This is a genomic window from Chryseobacterium arthrosphaerae, assembly GCF_001684965.1.
Lineage (GTDB): Bacteria > Bacteroidota > Bacteroidia > Flavobacteriales > Weeksellaceae > Chryseobacterium > Chryseobacterium arthrosphaerae.
The window spans coordinates 110,442-135,007 of sequence record NZ_MAYG01000012.1 but is presented as its reverse complement, the minus strand read 5'-3'; the positions used below and the strand labels follow the sequence as shown (position 1 = coordinate 135,007).

Sequence of the window (24,566 nt, the reverse complement as noted above, 5' to 3'; positions counted from 1 at the left end):
CAAAACATAATAAATACTGTCATTTGTAATATTTCGGGTAATTAAATTTTAGTGCTGATAATCAGTTTGCTATATTTATTAGCGTAAAATTAACACAAATAAATTTGGTGAATAAAACTGAATTCCTTTAAATTTGTGTAAAAATAACGCAATAATGAAATACACCTTACAGAATATCACAGACCGTTTTCAAAAGAAGGAAAAGCTAAAATTTCTTTTTTTCTGGGGGCACACTGTAAAGGACGAGATTACTAAAGCGTGTTTCAGCCAGTGGTATCCGTCGAAATTTGAAGAAGACGGAGTTTTGTATAAAACCGCAGAACATTATATGATGGCAGAAAAAGCCAGATTATTTAATGATTACGAAATAGCAGAGGAAATTCTGCAGGCAAAGACCCCAAATCAGGCAAAGAGTCTGGGAAGGAAAGTAAAAAATTTTGATGCTCAGCTTTGGGATGAACATAAATATGAGATGGTAAAAAAAGGAAACCTTTTAAAATTCTCACAAAATCAAAAAATCAGGAAATTCCTGTTATCTACTGGGAAAAAGATCTTGGTTGAAGCCAGTCCTTATGATAAAATCTGGGGAATCGGAATGCTGGAAACAGACCGTAGAGCAGAAAATCCACTGTTATGGAATGGAGAAAATCTTTTAGGGTTTGCCTTGATGGAAGTTCGGGATGAATTGGAAGGGTAAAAACACAATAATCAAACACAAAATAAAAATCATGGAAAAGAAAGAATTACACTCACAGATATTTCTGATCAAAGATTTCCTGAACCACGAAGAATGTGATCAGTACATACACCGGTCGGAGGAACAGCAGTTCGAAGAGGCAAAGATCAGCGTTTATGGAAGACAGCTGATGAATAAAGGAATCAGAAATAATGACAGACTGATGATGTTTGATGAAAACATTGCTGAAGGTCTTTTTAAAAGAGCTGCAGAATTTTTGCCCCAGGAGCAGGATGGCTATAATATTCTGAATTTTAATGAAATGCTCAGGGTTTACAGATATGCTCCGGGACAGCAGTTTAAAATGCACAGAGACGGAAGCTACATCCGGAATGAAAAAGAAAAGAGCTTTTACACCTTTATGATCTATCTGAATGATGATTTTGAAGGTGGAGAAACGGAATTTGAAAACCTGCTTACCGTAACGCCTGAAAAAGGAACGGCACTGCTTTTTTACCATCCTTTAAGGCATGAGGGAAAAGCCCTTGTCAGCGGATTGAAATACGTATTGAGAACAGATGTCATGTACAGAAAAGATTGAATATGAAAAGAATATATGTTTTTGGAAATGGAAATATATCTTGGGAAAGATTTCATCAGTTTTACATAGAACCCTTACAGGGAACTGCCCTTTCAGAATGTGAATTTTTTATAGGTGATTTTTCGGGAACAGATACCTTGATGATGGAGTTTTTAAAAGACAAAACAGAAAAAGTAACCGTACTTCATATAGGACAAAAACCGAGATATACAGTGAATACATTCAATACCAGGGCCGCAAGCTGGAATATAAAAGGTGGCTTCGGTTCTGACAGAGAAAGGGATCAGTTCGCTATTGACAGATGCACCCACTATTTAGCCGCTGATTTTAACTCTGATGAGAAAAGAATAAGCGGAACGCAGAAGAATATGGAACAATGCTTTGCCTTGCAGAAAATAAAGCTGTAAAATCATGCCCTGTTGTTTTTGCGTAGTTATAACACAAAATAAAAACTTATGGAAGATGAATTAAAACCTAGATTTATTGAATCATTACAGAGAAATAATGATCAGATCAGAGAAGACCGTGCCAGAACGATCGGAGCAGATTCAGAATTGATCTACAGGCGCAGGGTTGAAGATATTGAACTGAAAATCAAAAGGCTGGAGCGTGAGCAGGAAGGTCTTATCGATATCAGTCCGTTAGACAGGAACAGCTTAACCTTTGCGGATTTCAATCCCGAAGAATTTGTTCAGAAAGACATGGAATTATCATTAATCATCAGAAATCTGAATATTCAGCTCGAAGTAACCGGAAAACGGGTTGAATATTTATTTGGAAAAAAACTTTAGTTATGGGAAGCACAAGATACGATATAGACGCTCGTTACAGCAGAGCAAGTAAAGCAGGTTACGGAACAAAATCCGCAGGTGAGATTTTCACTCAGAATGCCAAAAGAAGGGCCCACGAATCGATGAATCCACACGGTATTGCTTTCAGGGAATCAAGGGACTCTGAAGTTCATCCTTTTTCAGTTCCCATTATTCTGGGACTGGATGTGACGGGAAGCATGGGACATATTCCCCATGAGCTGATCAGGGAAGGACTGCCTAAACTGATGGGAGGAATCATCCAGGGCGGAGTTCCGGATCCGGCCCTTCTGTTCCTGGGAATCGGGGATCATGAATGCGACGGGTATCCGTTACAGGTCGGGCAGTTCGAATCCGGTGATGAAGAACTGGATATGTGGCTTACCCGGACTTATATAGAATCCGGAGGGGGTGGAAATGCCGGAGAAAGCTATCTTTTAGCATGGTATTTTGCAGCTTTTCATACAAGAACCGATGCTTTTGAAAAGAGAAAACAGAAAGGATTACTGTTTACCGTAGGCGACGAGCCTTGCCTGAAAACACTTCCTGCTTCAGCCATCAGAGAAATTATGGGAACCGGACAGCACACCTATACCCATTATGAACTGCTGGAAGAAGCGAAGAAAAGATATGAGATCTACCACATCAGTGTCTTACATTCAGATCAGGCGATCAGGGCCGATAAAGGCTGGAAAGAGTTATTAGGACAGAATTGTATATCCATAGAAGACCACAGGGAGATCCCTGAAGTGATTAAAAATATTATCTGTGACAGATTCAGAAATCAAACCTCCGGAACATCAGAAAACAGAGGGCTGGATAATGTTCAGATGCTTTAGGATCAAATAGCGGTAAAGAACAATATTCCTTTGAAAAACAAAAGGTGAATAGAACATAAAAGGTAAACAAAAAAATAGAAGATGAAAAAGGCCCAAATTGTTATAGGACTTGGTTTTGGTGATGAAGGAAAAGGAATCACTACCGATTTTCTGGCCCGGCAAAATCCTCAGTCTGTTGTGATCAGGTTTTCCGGAGGGCAGCAGGCAGCACACACGGTGATGATTGAGGATAGGAAACATGTGCATTCCAGCTTTGCAAGCGGGGCACTTCGGGGCTTACCTTCTTATTTTACTGAACACTGCACTATTCACCCTGTTTTTCTTTTGAATGAGCAGGAAGAATTAAAAGGAAAAAAAGGAAATACTGAGCTGCATATTCATCCGCTGGCAAAAGTAACAACCCCTTTTGATGTCTGGCAGAACAGAACAAATAGCAGAAACCTGGAACACGGGACCTGCGGAAAAGGAATAGGTGCTACCATGAAAAGACATGAAAGCCCTTATAAACTATTCGCTGCAGATCTGATCGCTCCCAGAGAAATGCTGATCGAAAAACTGAAAGGAATCGCTTATTACTACGGTTTTGCAGATGAAAATGAGATCAGAGAACTGCTGCAGGATTTTTTAAAAGCGATTGATACAATAGAATGGAATATAGAGGATTATTCCTTCCTGAATTCCTTTGATCACCTCATTTTTGAAGGCAGCCAGGGAATTTTACTGGATATGGATCATGGAATTTTTCCCAATGTAACCTACGCACACACAACATCGAAAAATGCCTGTGAAGTCTGTAAATTTTTAAAAATTGAAGATATTGAAATCTATTATGTGACCAGAAGCTATGCGACCCGCCATGGAAACGGATGGATGAGTAATGAAAAGAAAATAGACCTTAAAAATAATGAGGAAGAAACCTGTATCTTTAATGAATATCAGAAAGAACTCAGGTTGGGAACCTTGGATTATGATCTGCTGAATTATGCTTTAAAACTGGATGGAGCTTATAGCTATCCCGCAAGAAAAAACCTGGTGGTAACCTGTCTGGATCAGACGGATGAAAAATTTGATACCGGAAAACTGAACACAGAATTTGATACCGTTTACGGATCTTTTTCTCCACGGTCAGAAGATTTTAAAAAGCTTTATGAATAACCACAGATAAAGAGATTAATTTTATTTTTAAAGTGAAATAGAAGACTGATAATGTTAATGAAATAAAAAGCCCCATAATGACAGCGATACAGTATTTAAAAGGAGATGCCACATCCCCACAGGCAAAAGGAACAAAAATTATAGCCCATATCTGTAATGACATAGGAGGTTGGGGAAAAGGCTTTGTGCTGGCAGTTTCCAGAAGATGGGAAACACCTGAAAAAGAATACAGGCACTGGCACCGTTTCAGAAGTGAAAATAATTTTGCTTTGGGCGAAGTTCAGATTGTGCAGGTAGAAAAATACATGTATGTTGCCAATATGATTGGGCAAAAAGGAATAAAAACCGGAAGCAACGGAGTTCCTGTAAGATATGAAGCGATTGAAAAATGTCTGGAAACATTAGCTGACAAGGCTTCAGAACTCAATGCCAGTGTTCATATGCCAAGAATCGGATGTGGATTGGCAGGAGGGAAATGGGAGAAAATAGAACCCCTCATTGAAAAAACATTGCTGAACAATAATGTTGAGGTATATGTATATGATTTTGATTAAACTATAAAACAATGAAAACAACAAGACTTTACAGACCGGTAGGCGAAAAAGAAATGCTGCTGATCATAGAGAACGGATTTAAGAAGTTTCCGCCAAGATTAGAGTGGCAGCCGATTTTTTATCCGGTTATCAATGAAGAGTATGCCTCTGAGATCGCAGAAAAGTGGAATACCCGGGATGAATTCGGGAACTATCTCGGTTTTGTAACGCAGTTTGATGTTCTGGAAGACGTAGCCAATCAATACCCTGTTCAGAATGTAGGAGCAAGAAATCATAACGAACTGTGGGTTCCTTCCGAAGAACTGGAAACATTTAATGCTGCTATCGTAGGAACAATTGAGGTGATCAGAGTATTTATCGGAAAAGACTTTAAAAAGCCGGCAAATGATGCAATTGAGAACCTATTATTCAATATAAAAAAACTAACAATGACCAATAAAGAAATGGCAAAAGATACATTGGATATCCTGGCCAGAAAATATTATATCAACGAACAGAACGAAACAATATACATAGAAAACGAACTGGAAATCTGTAAAAAAGGAACCGTGCTGTACTCTCCGGAACAGCTTTCAGAAATGGCTGAAGCAACAATGCCGGAAACTGATTTTGAAACACAGTTTGAAACCTGGAAATGCAGTTCACTGAAAGCCATTTTGCAATTGGCTGAAGAGGAAAACCAGGAGAAACTCATGTGCCTGAATTTTGCTTCGGCAAAAAATCCGGGCGGTGGATTCATCAACGGAGCAGAAGCACAGGAAGAAAGCCTGGCAAGAACTTCCGGACTGCATGAAAGCCTGCTTCAGGCCTGGGATTACTATACCATTCACAGAAACATGGAATCCTGTTTTTATACAGATAACATGATTTACAGCCCGAAAGTACCCGTGTTCAGAAAAGATAAAGGAGAATTGCTTAACAAGCCTGTTTTATGTAATTTCATCACTTCTCCGGCAGTAAACGCTGGGGTTGTAAAGAAGCAGGAACCGGAAAGAGCCGGTGAAATACTGGATGCAATGGATGTAAGGACAGATAAGATGCTTTCGTTGGCTTTACATCAGGGAAATGAGGTATTAATTTTAGGAGCCTGGGGCTGCGGAGTCTTCAAAAATGATCCGAAAGAGATTGCAGGACTGTTTAAGAAATACCTTCAGGGGAAATATAAAAATAAATTTAAAAGAGTGGTTTTCGCTGTTCTTACCAAAAAAGAAGAGATGCTGAAGCCGTTCGAAGAAATACAATGAAAATTGAATTAATCCAGGGAGATATTACAAAAGTTCATGTAGATGCTGTTGTTAATGCTGCCAATTCTTCTTTATTAGGTGGAGGTGGTGTAGACGGAGCCATTCACAGAGCAGGAGGACCAAATATTCTGGAAGAATGCAGAGCCATCAGAAACAGACAGGGTAAATGCCATACAGGAGAAGCTGTTGTAACCACAGCAGGAAACCTTCATGCAAAATATGTAATTCATACCGTAGGACCCGTTTGGAATGGTGATGAAGAAAGAGGGGCAAAACTCTTATCTGACTGTTATGTCAATTCATTAAAACTGGCAGATGGCCTGGGAGTAAAAACAATAGCTTTTCCAAACATCAGTACGGGAATTTATAAATTTCCCAAAGAAATAGCCGGAAGAATTGCTGTGGATGAAGTAAGAAAATTTCAGGCAGTTACTATAGAGAAAGTTATTTTTGTCTGTTTTGATGATGAAAATGTAGAAATTTATAAAAAGCTTTTAAGACATCCTTTTAAGGATTAAAATCTTGTGCAATTGTGGCAAAATAAAGCTCAGTGTACAGAAAAAATTTAAACCAATGAAAAAACTAACCATATTAAGCGGCGCAGGAATAAGCGCAGAAAGCGGGATCAAAACCTTCCGGGACGGAGACGGCCTCTGGGAAAATCATAGCGTGACAGACGTAGCAAGCCCGGAAGGATGGAGAAAAGACAGAGCCCTGGTCCTTGAATTTTACAACCAGAGAAGACGTCAGCTGCACGAGGTAGAGCCCAACGAAGCCCATAGATTATTGGCAGAACTGGAAAAATATTTTGAAGTACAGATCATTACCCAAAATATCGATGACCTTCATGAGAGAGCCGGTTCTACCAACATTCTTCACATCCACGGTGAATTGTTCAAATCATGCTCATGCAGCAATAAAAGCCTGATTTATGATCAGAAAGATGATATAAAAATTGGAGATAAAGCCGAAGATGGAGCTCAGCTAAGGCCATTCATCGTTTGGTTCGGCGAAGACGTTCCTTTATATCAGACCGCAAGAGAAATTGTAAAAGATTCAGATATCCTTTTGGTGATCGGGACTTCCCTTCAGGTATATCCTGCTGCAGGACTCATTCATGATATCAAAGACGATTGCCTTTTGATTGTGATCAATCCTAACGAGACAGGATTTGGGTATGGGCAGCGGGCAGTGGTGATGAAAGAAACTGCTACACAAGGAATGAAATTATTATTCGATAAACTGGTGAATCTTGCCTGATGGAAAATAAAGTAAAAGCAGGAATCATGGGCGTTTGCGTAGGAGATGCCCTTGGAGTTCCGGTAGAATTTAAAAAAAGGCAGGATTTAAAAATAAATCCCGTCACAAAAATGCTGGAATATATGTCCTGGAATCAGCCCAAAGGAACCTGGAGTGATGACAGCTCGCTTACCCTTTGTCTGGCTGAAGAACTCACAAAAGGGTATGATCTTGAAAAAATCGGATCGGGCTTTGTAAAATGGGTAAAAGATGGGCATTGGACAGCTCATGGAAGACTCTTTGATATTGGAGGAACAACAAGACATTCCATTGCAAGGCTGATTAAAGGAGAAAGTGCAGGATTTTCAGGAAATATTTTTGAAGAAGACAATGGGAACGGTTCTCTCATGAGGATCCTTCCCCTTGCCTTTTATCTTCAAAATGAAAATGATACAAAGAAGCTCTATCTTACGGTAAAAGAAGTTTCTTCAATCACACACGGACATTTCCGGTCTGTTTTTGCCTGTTTTATCTATGTGGTTTTTGCCATTCAGCTGATCAAAGGGAAAAGTAAAAAAGAAGCGTATTCGCATATGCAAAACACAGCTTTGGAATATGCAGAAAATCAGGATTTTAACCCAAAAGAAATTGAGCTTTTCAACAGGGTTTTAAAGCATGATATTTCCGGATATCCCGAAGATGAAATCAAAAGTGGAGGCTATGTTCTTCACAGCCTGGAGGCTTCCCTGTGGTGTTTTCTCAACTCAGAAAGTTACTCTGAAGCGGTTTTGAAAGCCGTCAACCTCGGAGAAGATACAGATACAACAGGGGCCATTACAGGAGGAATTGCCGGAATTTATTATGGCTATGAAAATATTCCGCAGGAATGGCTCAATGTGCTGGTGAGAAAAGATGATATTGAAGCATTGTGCGAAAAACTGAACAATACATACAACCGGGACTGATGGAATTTTTAATGAAAGTAATGGCAGGTTTGTTTTCAGGAAGAAACAATTCAGATCTGAACAGAAAAACAGCTGAAGAAAATCTACCCGTATACCACGGTAAAATTGAAGTTGATAAATATGTGATGATTAAAGACAATAAAGTAAGAAGGTCAGATGATTATTTGTTTAAAACGCCGGATGAAATATTGAAAATTTTAAATCATGACACTCTACTGTGGGTAGATGAAAAAAATGATTTGCTGGGATACTCTTGTGCGGAAAGAACTAAGCTGTTTGTGTTAAGTGAAGTCAAAGGTTTTGAAATTCAGAACATGCTGCCTGCAAAAGGCGCAGGATATTCCTGGATGTCATTATGTTTATTAAATGGAACATCCTGTGAAATCGCTGACGCTACCTTTGAGAAATATGCCGATGAGATAAGGCAGATAACCGGAGTAGCCGTGACCGTTCTTCCGGAATATTATAATTGTTGATTAAAAACCAATAACAGCAGAAAAACATTGTGATAATGCCTGATAAGAAGTAATTTAAAAAACTAAAACCATTGATAACGCTATATAAACTTACATCAGAAAAAGAACTGCTGGGAATAGGAAAAACACTTTTTAAAGAATTTATTTCCGATATCCCTCTGCATTTTCATACCGTTATAATTCCCGATCCTATCCCGGAACCTGGAATGTTTCTTGTAAAGTGTGAAATTCAGGAAAATACAATCAGCAATTTTAAAAGATTGGAGAACGGAGAGCTGATGGTAGAAACTGATAGAATACCACTCTTCAATACTTTAATCAAGGATAAGATAAAAATCGTTGACTACTTTGGCCATACGAAAGAATTCGAAAAAGAAATCCCTGAGGTCTTGGAGAAGGAAGAAAGATTTTTTAAAATCAGGTTAGATACTTTTCTGGAGACGAATGACCATACAATTATTCCCTATGATGATTTAGACCAGCAGATTGATTATGACAATGATATATCTGAGCAAAATGAAGAAGATACTTCAATCCAATATGATGAAAAGAGATCGGAAATAAATACTGTGGAAGAGGCTGTAGATTTTTTAATAAATGAAGAATTGAGTGAAGATACTATCAATGAAATCAGGAACAGGTCATTAGCTTCAAAGTTTGATGAAATGGGTGGCCTTTTCGGTCTTGGAATGTATCTCCGGAATGTATTTATTTATCCGAATAAAAATGAAAAATTCCTACAGCACCTTAAAACTTACGATCCGCAATATCAGGTAAGCCGTGGAGAATTCGGAGAGGGAATTATTGAAGACCTGTTATGGAGGAAATTAAATCACAGTCTGATAAAGGATGAAAGTAAAAATAAAATTGCTGAACTGAAAAAGGAGGAATTTAAAGAGGAAACTTTTTGGGGCAATTATATAAAAGAGCAACTGCTTTCCTATAATCTTGCTGATGAGGTTATCAGAGAGTACTTGGATCTGAAAGATAAAAAAGACAGTGACGAAGAAAATTTTGAACTTTATTATTATGAACAGAAAAGAATTCTGGCAGGAATATCCAAGGGTGAAAGATCGGTTTATGATCAGTTAAGCCGGGATTATTTCACAGTCAGAGATCTTATTGAAAAATTAAAACAGAAATCATGAACGAAATAGAAAAGAAAAGAATAAGTAAATTTTTAAGCCTTATCCTAAGGCATCAGCCGGAAACCATCGGCTTGAAACTGGATGAAAACGGTTGGGCAAATGTAGAAGATCTCAGAGCAAGATCAGCCAAAAGAAGCGTGTATTTTACTCCCGAAGAGTTGGATGAAGTGGTGGAAACCAACAATAAGAAAAGATTTGCCTTCAATGAAGACAAAACCATGATCAGAGCCAGCCAGGGACATTCTATTGCAATAGACCTTGCTCTGGAAACACTGCAGCCGCCAGATTTTCTGTACCATGGAACAGCAGAAACCAATATCGCTTCCATTCTGGAAAATGGAATTGAAAAAAGAACCCGTCAGCACGTGCACTTAAGTGCTGATAAAGAGACTGCTACAAAGGTGGGCATGAGACATGGTAAACCTGTGATTCTTACCATCAGGACCGGTAAAATGCATGAAGACGGAATCGAATTCTACCAATCTGCAAACGGAGTCTGGCTGACGGATTTTGTAGATGCAAAATACATTTCGAAATGACCAGACCGGAATTTGAGGAGGAAACAAAAGATTTTTCTCCCGGAAAAGAAAATATCAGGGATAAGGTAGACGCACTGTTTGCGAAAGGAGCCAATGCTGTGTATGTCTTGCACTTCATTACACAACATTTGAACTGTCGTTTAACTGAAGCCCTGAAAGTGGCAGAATCCTGTCCGAACTACCATAAAAGATATGGTACAGATAAAAAAAACCGATGAGCAGAACATTAGTAATAGGAGATATCCATGGAGGATTAAGAGCCTTGAAACAGGTTTTTGAAAGAGCAGCAGTAACCCGTGAAGATAAGCTGATTTTTCTCGGAGACTTTGTTGACGGCTGGAGCGAATCTTCACAGGCCATCAGATTTCTGATAGAAGTTTCCGGAAATCAGGAATGTACTGTAGAAAGCTATACTGATTATTCGCGGGAAGAACTTGAAATTCACCTTGAATTTTTTCAAAGAATGAAAAATTACTATGTGGACAAAGACAACCGCCTCTTTATCCATGCAGGATACTCTTCCATGCACGGGCCTGAAAAGGAAGTGTATTCCAGCAATTACCACTGGGACAGGACCCTTTGGGAAACTGCTGTAGCAATGGACCGGAAACTGAAAACCAGTTCGGAATTATATCCTAAAAGGCTGCTTTTGTATAATGAAATATTCATCGGGCATACCCCAACCTTATACCTTGGCATCAGAACACCCGTCAACAAAGCCAATATCTGGAATATGGACACAGGGGCCGCTTTTACGGGGGCCCTTTCCCTAATGGATATCAATACCAAAGAATACTGGCAGAGTGATCCGCTTCCTCTCTTGTATCCTGATGAAAAAGGAAGAAATAATGATAAGGCAAAACCTAAAAACAGATTATAGAATATACAAAGCCTCACTAAGATTTAAGATCAATGAGGCTTTTATGTTTCTGAGGGTTGATGTGATTAAAACATTCTATATTTGCTAAAAGCTATTACCGCAATGAAAAAAAACATCTACCAGGAATTAACCAACGAAGACCTGATCAAAAAAAGCAAGACCTTCAAAGGGGTTTTAATCGGCTTAGGAACTGTCTTTTTATTGGGAGTGGCAACATTTATTGTTTTGCTTACTATGAAAGGAGCGAAAGACTTTCCTTTTGCAGCGTTCATTCCGTTTATCGTAATGCCTGTTACGTTAGTACCTTTACTGATCAATTTAGGTTTAATCAACAAAAAAATTAAAGCAAGAAATCTTTAATGAAACCGGAATAATCTGAGATCAATGCGGAAGTATTTTTTGCGTTTTGTTTTTTTGGCAGCATCATATTGACTAATTTTAAATCCCGAAAATTATGTCAGCAATGAAATTGAAATACCTCCTGCTTATTCTAAGTTCATCATTCGTATTGGCCCAAAAATCATTTCAGACCCCTTTTGAAAAAGGAAACGGTAATCAGACGGTTACTTATGACGAAATGAATGTCTATTATCAGGATCTTGCCAAAAAATTCCCGTCAATTCAATACCTTAAAAAAGGGGAAGATGACAACGGAAAGCCTATTTATGTGGTCATTTACAACCCGTTTCCTGAAAAAGACCTGGAAAAACTCAGAAAAAGTAAGGCCATTCTTTTTGTCAATAACGGAATTCATCCCGGAGAGCCGGACGGGATTGATGCAACCATGATGCTGATGCGTGATCTGGCCACCCAAAAGATCAAAACCCCGCAGAACTTTATCATGGCTGCCATTTCTGCCTATAATGTCAGCGGAATGCTCAACAGGGGAGCCTACTCAAGAGCCAATCAGAACGGGCCTGAGCAATATGGCTTCAGGGGAAATGCCAGAAATTATGATCTGAACAGGGACTTTATAAAAGCCGATTCTAAAAATGCCAGAAGCTTTCAGGAAATTTACCAGTGGCTGAAACCTGATGTTTTCATAGATAACCATGTAAGTAACGGAGCAGATTATCAATATACATTTACCTATATTTCTACCTTTAAAGAGCGTCTGGGAAATACTTTAGGGACTTATTTCTATAATGATTACCAGGCTAAAAACCTTAAGGATATGGAGAAGCTTGGGTATGAAAGCACTCCCTATGTAAACATTCACGGAGACGTTCCTGAAGTTGGTTTTGCTGCATTTGAAGACTCCCCGAGATATTCCACAGGATATACTTCCCTTTTCAATTCTCTGGGAACCGTTCCGGAAACCCATATGCTGAAACCTTATGATAAAAGAGTGGATGCGACTTACAAATATATGCTCGTAAACCTTCAGAATTTAGATAAAGAGTACAGTAAAATAAAACAGCTGCGCCTTGAGAACCTAAAGCAGTATCAGGCAGGGAAGCAATACGGTATCCGCTGGAAGATAGACTCTACAAAATATTCTACCATGGATTTTAAAGGCTATGAAGGGAAATACAAACCGAGTGAAATTTCAGGAAAACCAAGACTTTATTACGATAGAAGCAAGCCTTTTACAAAAAATATAAAACTCTTTACTACAGCAGTTCCTACAGGGTATATTACCATTCCGAAATATTATGTCATTCCCCAGTCACAATACCGTGTCATTGAAGAGTTCAGACGGAACAAAATCCAGATGAAGCCGATTCAGAAAGACAGTACACTGGCTGTAGAATCCTATAAGATCAGAGATTTTAAAACCGTGAAAAACCCTTACGAAGGACATTATCTGCATTATGAAACTACAGTGGACACTTCCCGCAGAAATCAGACCTTTTCAGCAGGGGATTATCTGGTTTCCACAGAACAGCCTGGTGTGAAATATATTATTGAAACCCTTGAACCTGAGGCATTAGACTCCTTTTTCAACTGGAATTTTTTCGATGGAATTCTGGCACAGAAAGAATATTACTCAGCTTATATCTTTGAAGATACTGCTGCAGAACTGCTGAAAAATGATAAAAAACTGAAAGAAGCATTTGAAGCAGCAAAAACATCAGATAAAAAAATGTCGGATAGCGGTGAAGCGCAGCTGGACTGGATCTACAGACACTCTCCTTATTTTGAAGAAAAAACCTTCAGACAGTATCCTGTATACAGGGTGTTATAAATCAAAAAAGGGTTTTCTGATGGTAAATTAAATAACCGACCTTGTAAATCTTTTTCTTCAGAGAAAATTTCAGGTATTATTCTTTTCTCAGAACATTATTATCAACAATATTTTTCAAAAATTTGATTTAAAAGATAATTGACATGTATTGGTGTTTTTTAATTAATTATAGATGTATTTATTAAATAAATCATTTTTTTTTAATTAAATTGGTAATAAAAAGTAAATATGAGAAAGATTTATCAATTTTTAATGATGGCCCTATTAATGCCATTAAGTATGTCTGCACAATATCTTCAAAGCTTTGATTCGGATACAGTGCCGGCAGATTGGACCATAATTAATGGTGGAGATTCCGGAACATGGGAAACATGGACTACCTACAGCGCATCTACTACTATTCTTCCGCATTCAGGATCTCACTATCTTGGATTGAAATACGGCTCCTCCGCTCATGATGACTATGCGGTAAGTCCTGCAATAGTTGTTACCGCAGGAGTATCTGATAAACTGACCTTTTGGAGTAAGAATGGAGGATCCAGTCTTGCAGAGGTGATTGATATCAAAATATCCACTACTACTCCTACTGCTGCAGCCTTTACCAATACATTAGCTGCCGCTGTGAAACCTCCTACTGTGTGGACACAGTATACCTATGATTTGACTCCTTATGTTGGGCAGACCATTTATATTGCCTTCTATTCAAGCACAACAGATATTTGGTTTATCGGAATAGATGATTTTGAAATTTCAGGAAGTAACCTTTCGGTTTCTGATGTAAATAAGGATAAGCATACTGCGTCCGTCTACCCTAATCCTGTACAGGATGTTCTGCATATCAAAAACAAAAATAAAATATCTGAGATAAGTATCCATGATCTTATAGGTAAGTTGCTGAGAAAAGAAAATATGAACTCAGAGAATGGAACGGTAAATGTAAGCGGGCTGTCTCCTGGAAATTATCTTCTGCAAGTGAAAGACCGTGAGGCGGTAAGAAGCTATAAAATCATTAAAAAATAACTGTATTCATAAAAAAAACGCTTCAGACGAAGCGTTTTTTTTTATCTTGGTAATCCTCTTTTCAGGGCAATCTCTGCTCTTTTAATGGCTACTTTCTCTTTCCAGTCCATATATTTCTTTCTGAAATTAGACTTCATAATGTCATCAAACTTACGCTGCACGGTCAGATTCCATAGAGAGTGTGCTTTTACTGCCCATGATTTGTCCCATGCTCTCAGGGATATGGAGAAGCTTCCGTCCAGATATTTCATCCAGTGCCACCATCCGGTTGGCATAAAAAGGGTGTCTCCGTGTTCCAGGTAACATTCAATACCTTCCACTCCGTCCAGAGCCGGGAATTTTGTGAAATCCGGGTTCTCAATATCATAATCTTCCAGTGCATAGGTTGCATAAGGAATCTGGTATAATCTTTCTTTCCATTTATAATCAAAAAGAAGAATATGCTTTCTTCCGTTGAAATGAGTATGGAAAATATGAGCCATATCAATATCAAAATGAAGGAACGTTACCGAACCTTTTCCTCCGAAGAACATATTGGGGTATTTATCAAGAAAACCTCCCATGAGTTCTTTGGGTGAAATATAATCTTCCAGCAGCTTAGGCGCATATTTTATTGGATCAAAAAGGAATATTCTAAGATCAGTGGGTTCACGCTGTATAAGATCTATATAATCTCCAAACTTCATTTTGGCCGCAGAAGCATTGATGGGAGCAGAAGGGTCTGCTTTTGAGCTGTCATATAACGGGACCTCCACATCTCCTACAACCTCCTTCATGTATTCCATCGTCCATTTTTGGTAAGCAGGCCACTTTTTTGCCATATTTTTGATGACAACGGGCCTTCTTGGCTTCAGATATTTTTCGAAGAATTCTTCCTTAGAAATTTCGTCTACAACATCTATAGGCTTTAAAATAATTCCCATTTTAATAAATTTATGTTACAAAATTATTAAATAAATATTTACAAACCTGCTGTTTAATTTTTTTTTAATCTATGATTCAAATCAGATTTTATTACTTAGTCTAAATAAAAATACAGATATTGCTATTTATGGAATAAAGATGGTCTTTTATTACACAGATAAAAACAAAATACCCTGTAACAGAACTTACAGGGCAAAAACACAAATTGGATGAATAATAATCCATTCAGATACGAATATATTATTTTTATTTAATAGATAAAATCAATATATAGTTGATAAAATTAATAATATGCAGTGAATGTCTTGTTTTATTTCGAATTACAGGGATATAATTCAAATTTTAATTTTAAAAATTAACTTTCTTTTAGAAATATTTTTCATAAATAAAATAAATTTCATTTTCTTTCAGTGTATTCAAATTGCTGATACTTTATGTTTTTGCAAAACCTTTTGTTTATAATGAACAGGTTTCATTTCAGGATAATACTTTTCTGATAATTTTCTTAAACTGTAAATCTTTTTTCGAACCCTTATAACGATTATTTTAGTGATAAGATTTAACCTTCGCCTGTAAAACATATCTTTTTAAAAAAACTGTAACGAAAAACCATAAAGGTTAACTAATTGAACAAATAATAAGTATGAAAAAGAATATTTCCTTATTTCTGATGCTTTTTTTCACAGTGCTCACTTTTGCACAGAAAACCGTTTCGGGAAAGATTACTGATGATGATGGGGTTGCAATACCCAGTGCCAGTGTTACGATTGAAGAACCCGGTAAAGATGCTATCCTTGCCTATGGAATTACCAATTCCAAAGGTGAATATAAAGTAACCTTTACCTCCGGAGAAGCCAATGTAGACCTTAAGGTAAAAGCATTCAATCAGAAACCCCTTACCAAACAAATCAGCAACAGCGATCAGACCCTGAATTTTAAAATGCAGTCTGAAGCTACAGAAATAAAGGAAGTACAGCTGAAAACCAAAATGATCACAGCGAGAGGAGATACCATTTCCTATGACCTGAAAGCATTCAACAACAAAAACGATAGAACCCTGGCGGATGTCATGAAAAAAATTCCGGGAATTGAAGTCAACAAAGACGGTAGTATTCTTTATCAGGGAAATGCAATCAATAAATTCTATGTCAACGGAAAAGACCTGATGGAAGGAGGCTATGGAACCATCAATAACTCGCTTCCAAAGGATGCCGTACAGAAAGTAGAAGTACTGGAGAACCACCAGCCGGTGAAAATCCTTCAGGATAAAATACCGTCAGATCAGGCAGCCATCAATATCAAACTGAAAAATTCCGTGACCATGACCGGTAGAGGAGAAGTGGGTTCCGGTTTCGGAGATCCATGGCTTTGGAATGTAAAACTGACACCAATGTTTTTCGGACAGAAAAGCCAATGGGTAGTCAATTACAAAACCAATAACATGGGTGAGCAGGTAGAAACAGAAGGGAATATTCTGGCTTTTGGAAGCTCATGGGAAGGAAGAAGGAGCAATATATCTCAAAATAACTGGCTGAGTGTGGAAAATGCAAGCACGCCGGATCTCCCTGTGAAAAGGTACCTGATGAACAGCGTACATTATCTGTCTGCCAATTATCTTACCAATATTGATAAGAAAAAAGAATGGGAGCTTAAAGCCAATGCCAACTACACCAATAATGCGGTAGAAAGAGAATCAAACAGTGTGACCAGGGATATCCAGCAAGGAACTCAATACAATACAAGATTCCTGAACAATTTCTATACAGATAAACTGAAGGGAGAATTAATATTTACTAAAAATGCCAAAAAAGGGTTTTTCAAAAATACCACTACATTTTCTCAATTTTGGAATGCAGACCGGGCTTTTGCAGAAAGAAATGACAAAACAGGATATCGATTAGGAAAAGAAGCTTTAGAATCTCCTACCTCTTCTTTTCAGAACTCTTTAAGCACCATTATTCCATGGAAAGAAAAAATGGTCAACTTTAAGTCTTATATAAGTTATCAGGATGACAGGCAAACTTTAGAAATTACGCCGGCAAACTACCTTCAGTTTCCTTACAGGGATTCGCTTACAGGTCCTGTTAAAACAATAGATTTTAAACCGGGAAGTACTGCTTACCAATATTTCAGAATTAAATCTTTAGATACATCACATTCTGCCAACATCAGTTTTTCTTCAAAAGGATGGACGTTTACACCACAGGCAGGATTTGATTTCTCATCAGATCAACTGAACACCAATTTTGATGGCATTACAGTAAATAATTCCCCGGATTTTACAAGCTTAGCTTACGAAAATGATTTGAAGTTTACGAGAATTAACCCAAATGCTTCAGTAGGTATTAATTATAAATCTGAATCATGGAGTCTCTATTCAAACTTCCCTGTAAACTTCAACAGTATTAAAGCTGAGGACGCTTTCAGAAATGTTTCAAAATCTCTGAATAAAGTAACCTTTACTCCTAATATTTTTGTACAGTATTCATTCGCTTCATTTTTCAAAGCAAGTATGAGCGGGGGAATCAGCAATAATTTCGGAGACATCCAGACAGCCTATGCTGGGTATATTCTGACAAGTCCGGGAGGGTTTAATGTGATGAACCCTAACAATCCTATCCCCGAAACCAATACAAAGAACGGTGGAGTAAGATTAGAATACAGAAACCCGTTAAATAATCTCTTTTTCAATTTAGGATATAGACTGAGCGATGCAAAAAATAATTTATTAGCCTCAAGCGCAGTCAATGAATTAGGTTTTAGTGTTATTGAATACATAGAAAGTGAAAATAAAAGAACCAGTAACAGTTTTTATGCAGAGATTGGAAAATATTTCCCGAAATTCAAAACCAATGCATCATTGACGTTTAATGATACCGGTTCAAAGTCACAATCAAGAAGAAATGACCAGGATATCAATACAAAAACAACAGGAAATACTTTAGGATTTAAATTCAATAATACCTATTTCTCCTGGATGAGTATTGATTTCAATATGACAAAATCATGGAACAAGCAGAATAACGGAATCATCCAGAACGATCTTGGTAAAACGGAAAGTTATACCCATAATCTGAACGTATTTTTCTATCCTTTAGAAAATCATACCATTGGTTTTTATTGGGACCAGATTAACTCGAAATTAGGACAGACAAAATTAAATAATGGCTTTTTTGATGTTTCCTATCAATTCAGCTGGGCTAAGAAAAAAGTTGATTTTGAATTGAAATGGATGAATATTGCGGACAGAAAAGTTTTTGAAAGAATAAATGTGGGCGACGCAACAATTACACAGACAACAATGCAGCTCCGCCCTAGCCAGGTTATGTTTACCGTAAAGTTCAATTTTAAATAAAATAAAAACCAATCCTCAGGATTGGTTTTTTGTTGAGATATACTATTATCATTTTAAATGATCAAAGATGAAAACCTGAAAAATAAGAATTGATTTATGTTGCCGAAAAGTAACTTCCAGCTTCCCACTCCCTGCTTCCATCCTTTTAACCCTGAGTGCATTAAAAGCCCTGATAATCAGCAGACGGGCCATAGCTTCCCGGTAATGGAATATCATTCAAACGGTAGTATACTCCTAATTGTGCCCTGTGGTGGGTAATCTGGTTCAGTGCATGCCGTATAGATTCATATTTGGTCCATTTGGCCAGCTCATGACCATTATGTTTTAAAGCCCAGGTGTCATTCAGATCATTCTCCTGAGCGTTCTCCAATGCTTCTTTTCCGGATTTGAAGTTCTGGTCAAGGGCCTGCAGCAGATCTTCTCTGGTGGATAACTGTTTACGCTGATTGCCACTGTTGGCAAAATCAAGTTCAGAAGTAGTGAGCATGGTATTGGGCCATTCGAAGATCTCGGCAATATGAGTAGACAGCGGCATCATTTTCATACTTTTCTCATGGGGCGCATACTCGTTCTTTCCTTCCGGATAAGCTTCAAAAAACTTTCTGGTAGTGTGATACTCGGCCTCAAGCTCATTTTTAAATTGGGATAAGGTGTCCATATTATTTTGTTTTTTAGAAACTTAAAGGTAAGGCTTTACCATTCGAAAATGTTTTAACGGAATCATAATTTTTAAGGTCTTTAAAATTGACAAAAATAAAATTTGAAAAAAACTGTAACAAAAGAACAGATCCGATTACTAATTATATAAACTTGCAAAATGAAAAAGCTTTTTTCAGTATTTCTTATCGCACTTTTTGCTTTCGCCGGAGCTCAGGAGACCAAGGAAACCGCAAACCGTTTCTTTTATGAGCTGACTTTTAAACCTAAGAAAGATTCGGCAAAACTGGATAAAGTAGTGACTATCTTAGATATAACAGATAAGAATAGATCAATATATCAGGATTATACCGTGATTGCTCAAGACTCTATCATGAAAATTGAAATGGAAGCGATTAAGAAATCAGGAATGATGAAAGATTTTTCAAAATCTCTTAAAACACCAAAAATTTCATCTAGGATATATAAGTCATACCCAAGCATGAAAGTGCAGTATGTGGATAAAATAGCCAATGGATTTACTCCAACTAATATTGGATATAGTGAAGATCTGAAGTTCAATTGGAATATTCTGGCAGATAAGCAGAAAATAGGAGAATATAACGCTCAAAAGGCAACAACTGATTTTGGAGGCAGAACTTGGACAGCTTGGTTCAGTACAGATATTCCATTTCAGGATGGTCCATATAAGTTTTATGGGCTTCCGGGTCTAATTGTGAAAATTGAAGATGCAGACAAAAACTATTCTTGGGTATTGCAGGGAAATAAAAAAGTAAAAGATTATACAGAATTTTCTTATATTGAAAATATGATGCATGCTTCAGGAGGAAAAGTAAATGAGTTATCAAGAGAAAAATTTGAAAAGACATTTAATGATTTTAAAAAGGATCCGTTCTCTTCCGTAAGACCAATGATGACACAAGAAATAATGTCTAAAACGATACCTGGAATGGATGGAACTGTAGGAGATATGATGAAAAAGCAGGAAAAACAATATAAAGATTTTTATAATGCCAACGACAATCCAATAGAAAAAGAGCAAACTTCCGACAAGAAGAAAAAATAAGCATTCATATCAACTAAATTATATTCAAATCACCCCAAATACATTGCTGTATCTGGGGTGATTTTTTTACTAAATAATTTTCTACACTTAATTAAAAACTGTTGAAAATAAACTTTATTTTGAGCTGATTTTCTAGAAGAAGCCTTATTTTTAAAATTTAGAAAACAGAAATTTCATTTTGTTGCTCTTCATTATATGTTTGTTTTACAACAAACTAAATATAATTGTAATGAAAAAAATCATTTTCACGTTGTTATTAGCAACATCTGCAATATTATTTGCAAAAACGGAAGAGCCAAAAGTGAAAACAGAAGAAAGTAAAAGTAAGGTTGAGGCTGTATTAATTGCCAAAAAGAATTTTAAGGACGAAAAAGCAGTAATAAAGGTGAGTAAAGAATTAAAACAAGCAATGAATTTAGAAGGGTGTTTGGCCATCGCTTTTACTATAATAAATGTTGATCCTCCATTAGGAACTGCTATGATAAGTAGTTGCTTAGATAATTATTCTAAATAAGTTTGAATTACAGAGTATATAAATTATATTAGGAAAAAACAACAGACTGTTTCAATTTTGAAACAGTCTGTTGTTTTTATAAATACGTTATTTAGATTAAATTTAAATAGCGTATATTTGCAGCACTAAAAATTTGGCTTTGAAAGAGAAAGGATTACATAAATTAAGTGGATTCCCCAAAAACAAAACGGGGAAGATATTGGGATATGATAATGACCATCTGAAAATGCCCAATAAAATCATAGAAATGGGGCTTCTTCCGGAGACCATTTTCAGGATTTTGTACCAGGCCCCCTTCAATGGGCCTATGTATGTGGAGTTTGGGGCGGAGAAAAGCCGGATTGCTCTTCGTGAGGAAGAAGGAGATTATATCATTGTTGAAGAATTGAATTAATGCAGGAAAACAAGAAAAAACAGATACTTTTAGTCGGAAATCCCAATGTAGGAAAGTCTACCGTTTTCAATTCGCTTTGTAACAAAAAGCAGAAAACCGGAAACTATGCCGGGGTTACCGTAGCAAGCCATTCAGGGAACTATGTATATAACAGTGAGGAAATCGAAGTTATCGATCTTCCCGGTTCTTACAGCGTGTATCCAAGCTCGGAAGATGAAGCTATTTTTTCCAAATATCTGATTGATGAGCAGAAAAACTATGCGGGAGTGGTGTATATTCTTGAAGCATTAAGCCTAAAAAGAGGCCTTCTCCTCTTCCAGCAGATTCAGGATCTAGGAATTCCGATGATTCTGGTTGTTAATCAGATCGATCAGGCTGAGAGAAGGGGAATTACTATTGATATTCAGAAATTTTCCGAATCATTAGGCATCAGAATCATTCAGACCAATGCCAAGGAACAGATCGGAATTGACGAAATAAGAAATGCCGTCCATAACAATGAATTTGTAAAAGCAGACAAAATTTCATTTGAAACCCCGAATGAGCACAGGGATTTTATACATAAACTGGCCTCACACAAAGGTTTTGATAACGAATATAAAGCCTGGATGAGCGTTTCATTAGGTACCGATCTCGGAAGACTGGAAACCGTTATGGAACAGATCCATGATGCTGAAGCTAAAAGCTTGGTCCCTAAAAGATTACAGGTTCAGGAGACCGTGAGGAGATATCAGAATGTTGATAAAATATTGAATAATGTTATTTCCAAAAAACCACAGTTTAAAGAACTGCTGACTGAAAAACTGGATAAGGTTTTAGTACATAAATTCTGGGGATATGTGGTCTTCATGGCCATTCTGTTAATTATTTTCCAGAGTGTATTCTTCCTGGCAGAATATCCGATGAGCTGGATTGAAGATACATTCTCATGGCTCGCAGCTTTTACCAGTGAGCACCTCCCGGAAGGACCGGTCAATTCTCTGATCTCCAATGGGATCGTGCCGGGAATCGGAGGAATTGTTGTATTTGCCCCTCAAATCGGAATTTTACTATATTTCCTCTACCTGTTGGAAGACTCGGGATACATGGCAAGAGTAGTCTTCCTGATGGACAGATTGCTTCGTCCTTTCGGACTTAACGGAAAAAGTATTGTTCCACTTGTTTCAGGGACTGCCTGCGCAATTCCTGCAGTAATTTCCACCAGGAATATTGAAAACGTCAGAGAAAGATTGCTGACTATACTGGTCACTCCGTTTATGACCTGTTCCGCAAGACTTCCGGTATACAGCATTATCATTGGCCTGATTATTTCAGAAGGAACATTCCTGGGAATAAAATATAAAGCATTGGTTTTGATGGGTATGTATCTCCTGGGTTTCCTGGTAGCATTATTTTCAGCAGCCATCCTTAAAAGATTTATTAAAAATAAAGGGAAAACCTATCTGGTAATGGATCTTCCGGCCTATAAAAAACCACTTTTCGGATATGATTTTAAAATGGTTTTAGGCAAAGTTTGGGACTTCATTACCGGGGCAGGAAAAATCATTTTCATCGTGAGCATCATTATCTGGTTCCTGAGTTATTTCGGGCCGAAGCAGAAAGCGGATGAATTTGTAGCTTCCAACGTTGAGCTGGATCATTCTTACCTGGCCAAAATGGGGAAAGGAATAGAGCCTGTTATCGCTCCGCTGGGTTACGACTGGAAAATGGGGGTGGGAATCCTGACCAGTTTTGTGGCAAGAGAAGTTTTCGTAGGAACCATGTCTACCTTATACAGTCTGGAAGATGACGCTCCGGAAGTAAAAGTAATTGATAAAATGAGAAGAGATGTAAAGCCGAACGGAGAGAAAGTCTTCAGCTTTGCAACAGGAATTTCCGTACTTCTGTTTTATGCATTCGCAATGCAGTGTGTTTCCACGCTTGCAGTAGTCTACAGGGAAACCAAAAGCTGGAAATGGACCGGCTTTCAGGTGGTCATGATGACAGGTTTGGCATATTTTGTGTCGATGATAGTATATCAGATTTTAAAGTAATGGATTCATCATTAATTTTTCAGTATGTCATTATCTTATTGGTGGTAGCATTCGCTTGTTACTCACTATTTAAGGTCTTAAAAAACAACTTTGCTCCAAAGAAATTCAGTTCCAAAAGAAGCAGCTGTGATAAAGACTGCGGTTGTTCTTAATATACCTTCAGCGGATAATTGAAAAAAATGTAGTATTTTCATTTTTTTAATTTAAATTATTCGTTTTGAATTTCTTAAAAGCAGGATCTGCTGCATTATTTTCTTTATTTGCCCTTAAGGGAAAAGCTCAGACTGATACCCTGAATACCAGGTCTTATGCAGACCAGGTCATGATCCGTGTCAATCTGGATACCAATATCGAAAGCTATACCTTTTCACAGGGAGAAGACGATGCGGATCAGACCACTCTTTCCATTAATAACAAAATAAAAACATCCTTATCACTCGATTACAGAATAATAAGTGCCACCTTATCCTTTGCACCCAAAATTTTCAACAGAGACGATGGGCTTAAAGGCAACAGTTCTTATACCGATTTCAGTTTCAGGCTTTTCCCGGGAAGATTCATTCAGAACGTTTATTATAAAAATGTAAGAGGTTTTTATATTGAAAATATGAAAGACCTTTTCCCCAACTGGCAGGAAGGAAGAGATCCTTATATCCAGTTTCCGGATTTGCGGGTTCAAAGCTTCGGAGGAACTACCTCCTATATTCTCAATAAAAACTTTTCAGCAAGAAGTATCTACACCCAGGGCGAATGGCAGAAGAAGAGCAGTGGAAGCTGGGTTCCGTTTCTGGATTACGACCTTACGGTTTTCAGGAATAAGATCGATGAGGTAAAAACCAAAGAATTCCAGTATAAAATAGGAGGAAATATAGGATATTTCTATAACTGGGTGATTGGGAAAAATGTAAATATTGCCCCTTATCTGACTTTGGGACTCGGAGGAAAATTTTCCAGCTACCGTAATGCCCAGAACGGAAATGCCAGAGAAACAGCTCAGTATATCACAGTCAGGATGGAAGGAGGTCTGCATGTGGGATATAATACCGATCGCTTTCTGTTTGGCGGAAGAATGAATTTCAATGCATACGCTTATGAGCAGAAAGATAACCGCACGGTGGAAAATAATAATGTTTATGGCTTACTGTATATCGGCTATCGTTTTGCCCCTCCGAAAGTTGTAAAAAACACCTATGATAAAGTTCAAAAAAAGATCCCTGTCCTCTAAGTTGAAGTCTTTTTAAGTATCTTTGTTTCGGACAAATTATTATAGTAACAACAAAGCAATATAAA

27 protein-coding genes are annotated in these 24,566 nt (G+C 37.5%); 25 read left to right on the top strand and 2 right to left on the bottom strand.

Going from position 1 to position 24,566, the window contains the following annotated elements; translation table 11 throughout:
• Window positions 1-154: 154 nt before the first annotated feature.
• The 19 genes from BBI00_RS15960 to BBI00_RS15865 all read left to right on the top strand — a co-directional run bounded on the left by BBI00_RS15960 (window position 155) and on the right by BBI00_RS15865 (window position 14,333).
• Window positions 155-697, top strand: a complete 543-nt coding sequence (locus tag BBI00_RS15960; protein WP_065399875.1) for an NADAR family protein — start codon at window positions 155-157, stop codon at window positions 695-697.
• 31 nt (window positions 698-728) lie between these two features.
• Window positions 729-1,277, top strand: coding sequence for a 2OG-Fe(II) oxygenase (locus tag BBI00_RS15955; RefSeq protein WP_065400396.1), 549 nt, complete (start codon window positions 729-731; stop codon window positions 1,275-1,277).
• Between the two features lie 2 nt (window positions 1,278-1,279).
• Complete coding sequence (locus BBI00_RS15950; protein ID WP_065399874.1) at window positions 1,280-1,684, top strand: hypothetical protein; 405 nt, start codon at window positions 1,280-1,282, stop codon at window positions 1,682-1,684.
• A 48-nt stretch (window positions 1,685-1,732) separates the two neighbouring features.
• Window positions 1,733-2,068: a hypothetical protein gene (locus BBI00_RS15945; RefSeq protein ID WP_065399873.1), complete on the top strand. Its 336-nt coding sequence runs from the start codon at window positions 1,733-1,735 to the stop codon at window positions 2,066-2,068.
• 2 nt (window positions 2,069-2,070) lie between these two features.
• Complete coding sequence (locus tag BBI00_RS15940; RefSeq protein ID WP_065399872.1) at window positions 2,071-2,925, top strand: hypothetical protein; 855 nt, start codon at window positions 2,071-2,073, stop codon at window positions 2,923-2,925.
• A gap of 81 nt (window positions 2,926-3,006) precedes the next feature.
• Window positions 3,007-4,080 (top strand): adenylosuccinate synthetase, encoded by a 1,074-nt coding sequence (locus BBI00_RS15935; protein ID WP_065399871.1) that lies wholly within the window; start codon window positions 3,007-3,009, stop codon window positions 4,078-4,080.
• Window positions 4,081-4,157: 77 nt separating this feature from the next.
• Entirely contained in the window at window positions 4,158-4,634 is a 477-nt protein-coding gene (locus BBI00_RS15930; protein WP_065399870.1) for a macro domain-containing protein, read from the top strand.
• Between the two features lie 11 nt (window positions 4,635-4,645).
• On the top strand, window positions 4,646-5,878 hold the full coding sequence (locus BBI00_RS15920; protein WP_228394783.1) for a TIGR02452 family protein: 1,233 nt from the start codon (window positions 4,646-4,648) through the stop codon (window positions 5,876-5,878).
• Window positions 5,875-6,396, top strand: a complete 522-nt coding sequence (locus BBI00_RS15915; protein WP_065399869.1) for an O-acetyl-ADP-ribose deacetylase — start codon at window positions 5,875-5,877, stop codon at window positions 6,394-6,396. Before BBI00_RS15920 ends, BBI00_RS15915 begins: the two co-directional genes overlap by 4 nt.
• A 55-nt stretch (window positions 6,397-6,451) precedes the next feature.
• The gene (locus BBI00_RS15910; RefSeq protein ID WP_065399868.1) at window positions 6,452-7,138 is read left to right on the top strand and encodes an SIR2 family NAD-dependent protein deacylase; all 687 of its coding nucleotides are present in this window, start codon (window positions 6,452-6,454) and stop codon (window positions 7,136-7,138) included.
• The gene (locus BBI00_RS15905) at window positions 7,138-8,082 is read left to right on the top strand and encodes an ADP-ribosylglycohydrolase family protein (RefSeq protein WP_065399867.1); all 945 of its coding nucleotides are present in this window, start codon (window positions 7,138-7,140) and stop codon (window positions 8,080-8,082) included. The genes BBI00_RS15910 and BBI00_RS15905 overlap by 1 nt, the downstream gene beginning before the upstream one ends.
• The gene (locus BBI00_RS15900) at window positions 8,082-8,558 is read left to right on the top strand and encodes a hypothetical protein (protein WP_065399866.1); all 477 of its coding nucleotides are present in this window, start codon (window positions 8,082-8,084) and stop codon (window positions 8,556-8,558) included. The genes BBI00_RS15905 and BBI00_RS15900 overlap by 1 nt, the downstream gene beginning before the upstream one ends.
• A 71-nt stretch (window positions 8,559-8,629) precedes the next feature.
• Window positions 8,630-9,706, top strand: coding sequence for a hypothetical protein (locus BBI00_RS15895; protein ID WP_065399865.1), 1,077 nt, complete (start codon window positions 8,630-8,632; stop codon window positions 9,704-9,706).
• Window positions 9,703-10,245, top strand: coding sequence for an RNA 2'-phosphotransferase (locus tag BBI00_RS15890; RefSeq protein WP_065399864.1), 543 nt, complete (start codon window positions 9,703-9,705; stop codon window positions 10,243-10,245). The genes BBI00_RS15895 and BBI00_RS15890 overlap by 4 nt, the downstream gene beginning before the upstream one ends.
• Window positions 10,242-10,463 (top strand): hypothetical protein, encoded by a 222-nt coding sequence (locus BBI00_RS15885; RefSeq protein WP_065399863.1) that lies wholly within the window; start codon window positions 10,242-10,244, stop codon window positions 10,461-10,463. The genes BBI00_RS15890 and BBI00_RS15885 overlap by 4 nt, the downstream gene beginning before the upstream one ends.
• Window positions 10,460-11,125 (top strand): metallophosphoesterase, encoded by a 666-nt coding sequence (locus tag BBI00_RS15880; protein WP_065399862.1) that lies wholly within the window; start codon window positions 10,460-10,462, stop codon window positions 11,123-11,125. Before BBI00_RS15885 ends, BBI00_RS15880 begins: the two co-directional genes overlap by 4 nt.
• Window positions 11,126-11,227: 102 nt before the next feature.
• Window positions 11,228-11,485 carry a hypothetical protein gene (locus tag BBI00_RS15875; protein WP_065399861.1) on the top strand — a complete coding sequence of 86 codons (258 nt, stop codon included), beginning with the start codon at window positions 11,228-11,230 and terminating at the stop codon, window positions 11,483-11,485.
• 103 nt (window positions 11,486-11,588) lie between these two features.
• A complete protein-coding gene (locus BBI00_RS15870) occupies window positions 11,589-13,313 on the top strand; it encodes a M14 family metallopeptidase (RefSeq protein WP_065400394.1) in 1,725 nt (574 codons plus the stop codon).
• Window positions 13,314-13,541: 228 nt separating this feature from the next.
• On the top strand, window positions 13,542-14,333 hold the full coding sequence (locus BBI00_RS15865) for a T9SS-dependent choice-of-anchor J family protein (protein WP_083988551.1): 792 nt from the start codon (window positions 13,542-13,544) through the stop codon (window positions 14,331-14,333).
• 41 nt (window positions 14,334-14,374) lie between these two features.
• On the opposite strand, the gene BBI00_RS15860 is transcribed toward BBI00_RS15865, so the two are convergent.
• The gene (locus tag BBI00_RS15860; protein WP_065399859.1) at window positions 14,375-15,256 is read right to left on the bottom strand and encodes a cupin-like domain-containing protein; all 882 of its coding nucleotides are present in this window, start codon (window positions 15,254-15,256) and stop codon (window positions 14,375-14,377) included.
• Window positions 15,257-15,900: 644 nt separating this feature from the next.
• Here BBI00_RS15860 and BBI00_RS15855 point away from each other — a divergent pair.
• Window positions 15,901-18,612: a carboxypeptidase-like regulatory domain-containing protein gene (locus BBI00_RS15855; protein ID WP_065399858.1), complete on the top strand. Its 2,712-nt coding sequence runs from the start codon at window positions 15,901-15,903 to the stop codon at window positions 18,610-18,612.
• A gap of 160 nt (window positions 18,613-18,772) precedes the next feature.
• On the opposite strand, the gene BBI00_RS15850 is transcribed toward BBI00_RS15855, so the two are convergent.
• On the bottom strand, window positions 18,773-19,270 hold the full coding sequence (locus tag BBI00_RS15850; RefSeq protein ID WP_065399857.1) for a DinB family protein: 498 nt from the start codon (window positions 19,268-19,270) through the stop codon (window positions 18,773-18,775).
• 159 nt (window positions 19,271-19,429) lie between these two features.
• On the opposite strand from BBI00_RS15850, the gene BBI00_RS15845 reads away from it, so the two are divergent.
• The 5 genes from BBI00_RS15845 to BBI00_RS15825 all read left to right on the top strand — a co-directional run bounded on the left by BBI00_RS15845 (window position 19,430) and on the right by BBI00_RS15825 (window position 24,501).
• A complete protein-coding gene (locus BBI00_RS15845; RefSeq protein WP_065399856.1) occupies window positions 19,430-20,335 on the top strand; it encodes a GLPGLI family protein in 906 nt (301 codons plus the stop codon).
• 229 nt (window positions 20,336-20,564) lie between these two features.
• Entirely contained in the window at window positions 20,565-20,849 is a 285-nt protein-coding gene (locus tag BBI00_RS15840) for a hypothetical protein (RefSeq protein ID WP_065399855.1), read from the top strand.
• Between the two features lie 139 nt (window positions 20,850-20,988).
• Window positions 20,989-21,243, top strand: coding sequence for a FeoA family protein (locus tag BBI00_RS15835; protein WP_065400393.1), 255 nt, complete (start codon window positions 20,989-20,991; stop codon window positions 21,241-21,243).
• The gene (feoB, locus tag BBI00_RS15830) at window positions 21,243-23,276 is read left to right on the top strand and encodes a ferrous iron transport protein B (RefSeq protein ID WP_065399854.1); all 2,034 of its coding nucleotides are present in this window, start codon (window positions 21,243-21,245) and stop codon (window positions 23,274-23,276) included. The genes BBI00_RS15835 and feoB overlap by 1 nt, the downstream gene beginning before the upstream one ends.
• A gap of 217 nt (window positions 23,277-23,493) precedes the next feature.
• On the top strand, window positions 23,494-24,501 hold the full coding sequence (locus tag BBI00_RS15825; protein WP_065399853.1) for a DUF4421 family protein: 1,008 nt from the start codon (window positions 23,494-23,496) through the stop codon (window positions 24,499-24,501).
• Window positions 24,502-24,566: the final 65 nt, after the last annotated feature.

Excerpts from the sequence above, each read along its gene's own strand:
- BBI00_RS15960 (WP_065399875.1), top strand. The coding sequence starts at position 155 with ATGAAATACACCTTACAGAATATCACAGACCGTTTTCAAAAGAAGGAA.
- BBI00_RS15955 (WP_065400396.1), top strand. The coding sequence starts at position 729 with ATGGAAAAGAAAGAATTACACTCACAGATATTTCTGATCAAAGATTTC.
- BBI00_RS15950 (WP_065399874.1), top strand. The coding sequence starts at position 1,280 with ATGAAAAGAATATATGTTTTTGGAAATGGAAATATATCTTGGGAAAGA.
- BBI00_RS15945 (WP_065399873.1), top strand. The coding sequence starts at position 1,733 with ATGGAAGATGAATTAAAACCTAGATTTATTGAATCATTACAGAGAAAT.
- BBI00_RS15940 (WP_065399872.1), top strand. The coding sequence starts at position 2,071 with ATGGGAAGCACAAGATACGATATAGACGCTCGTTACAGCAGAGCAAGT.
- BBI00_RS15935 (WP_065399871.1), top strand. The coding sequence starts at position 3,007 with ATGAAAAAGGCCCAAATTGTTATAGGACTTGGTTTTGGTGATGAAGGA.
- BBI00_RS15930 (WP_065399870.1), top strand. The coding sequence starts at position 4,158 with ATGACAGCGATACAGTATTTAAAAGGAGATGCCACATCCCCACAGGCA.
- BBI00_RS15920 (WP_228394783.1), top strand. The coding sequence starts at position 4,646 with ATGAAAACAACAAGACTTTACAGACCGGTAGGCGAAAAAGAAATGCTG.
- BBI00_RS15915 (WP_065399869.1), top strand. The coding sequence starts at position 5,875 with ATGAAAATTGAATTAATCCAGGGAGATATTACAAAAGTTCATGTAGAT.
- BBI00_RS15910 (WP_065399868.1), top strand. The coding sequence starts at position 6,452 with ATGAAAAAACTAACCATATTAAGCGGCGCAGGAATAAGCGCAGAAAGC.
- BBI00_RS15905 (WP_065399867.1), top strand. The coding sequence starts at position 7,138 with ATGGAAAATAAAGTAAAAGCAGGAATCATGGGCGTTTGCGTAGGAGAT.
- BBI00_RS15900 (WP_065399866.1), top strand. The coding sequence starts at position 8,082 with ATGGAATTTTTAATGAAAGTAATGGCAGGTTTGTTTTCAGGAAGAAAC.
- BBI00_RS15890 (WP_065399864.1), top strand. The coding sequence starts at position 9,703 with ATGAACGAAATAGAAAAGAAAAGAATAAGTAAATTTTTAAGCCTTATC.
- BBI00_RS15885 (WP_065399863.1), top strand. The coding sequence starts at position 10,242 with ATGACCAGACCGGAATTTGAGGAGGAAACAAAAGATTTTTCTCCCGGA.
- BBI00_RS15880 (WP_065399862.1), top strand. The coding sequence starts at position 10,460 with ATGAGCAGAACATTAGTAATAGGAGATATCCATGGAGGATTAAGAGCC.
- BBI00_RS15875 (WP_065399861.1), top strand. The coding sequence starts at position 11,228 with ATGAAAAAAAACATCTACCAGGAATTAACCAACGAAGACCTGATCAAA.
- BBI00_RS15870 (WP_065400394.1), top strand. The coding sequence starts at position 11,589 with ATGAAATTGAAATACCTCCTGCTTATTCTAAGTTCATCATTCGTATTG.
- BBI00_RS15865 (WP_083988551.1), top strand. The coding sequence starts at position 13,542 with ATGAGAAAGATTTATCAATTTTTAATGATGGCCCTATTAATGCCATTA.
- BBI00_RS15860 (WP_065399859.1), bottom strand. The coding sequence starts at position 15,256 with ATGGGAATTATTTTAAAGCCTATAGATGTTGTAGACGAAATTTCTAAG.
- BBI00_RS15855 (WP_065399858.1), top strand. The coding sequence starts at position 15,901 with ATGAAAAAGAATATTTCCTTATTTCTGATGCTTTTTTTCACAGTGCTC.
- BBI00_RS15850 (WP_065399857.1), bottom strand. The coding sequence starts at position 19,270 with ATGGACACCTTATCCCAATTTAAAAATGAGCTTGAGGCCGAGTATCAC.
- BBI00_RS15845 (WP_065399856.1), top strand. The coding sequence starts at position 19,430 with ATGAAAAAGCTTTTTTCAGTATTTCTTATCGCACTTTTTGCTTTCGCC.
- BBI00_RS15840 (WP_065399855.1), top strand. The coding sequence starts at position 20,565 with ATGAAAAAAATCATTTTCACGTTGTTATTAGCAACATCTGCAATATTA.
- feoB (WP_065399854.1), top strand. The coding sequence starts at position 21,243 with ATGCAGGAAAACAAGAAAAAACAGATACTTTTAGTCGGAAATCCCAAT.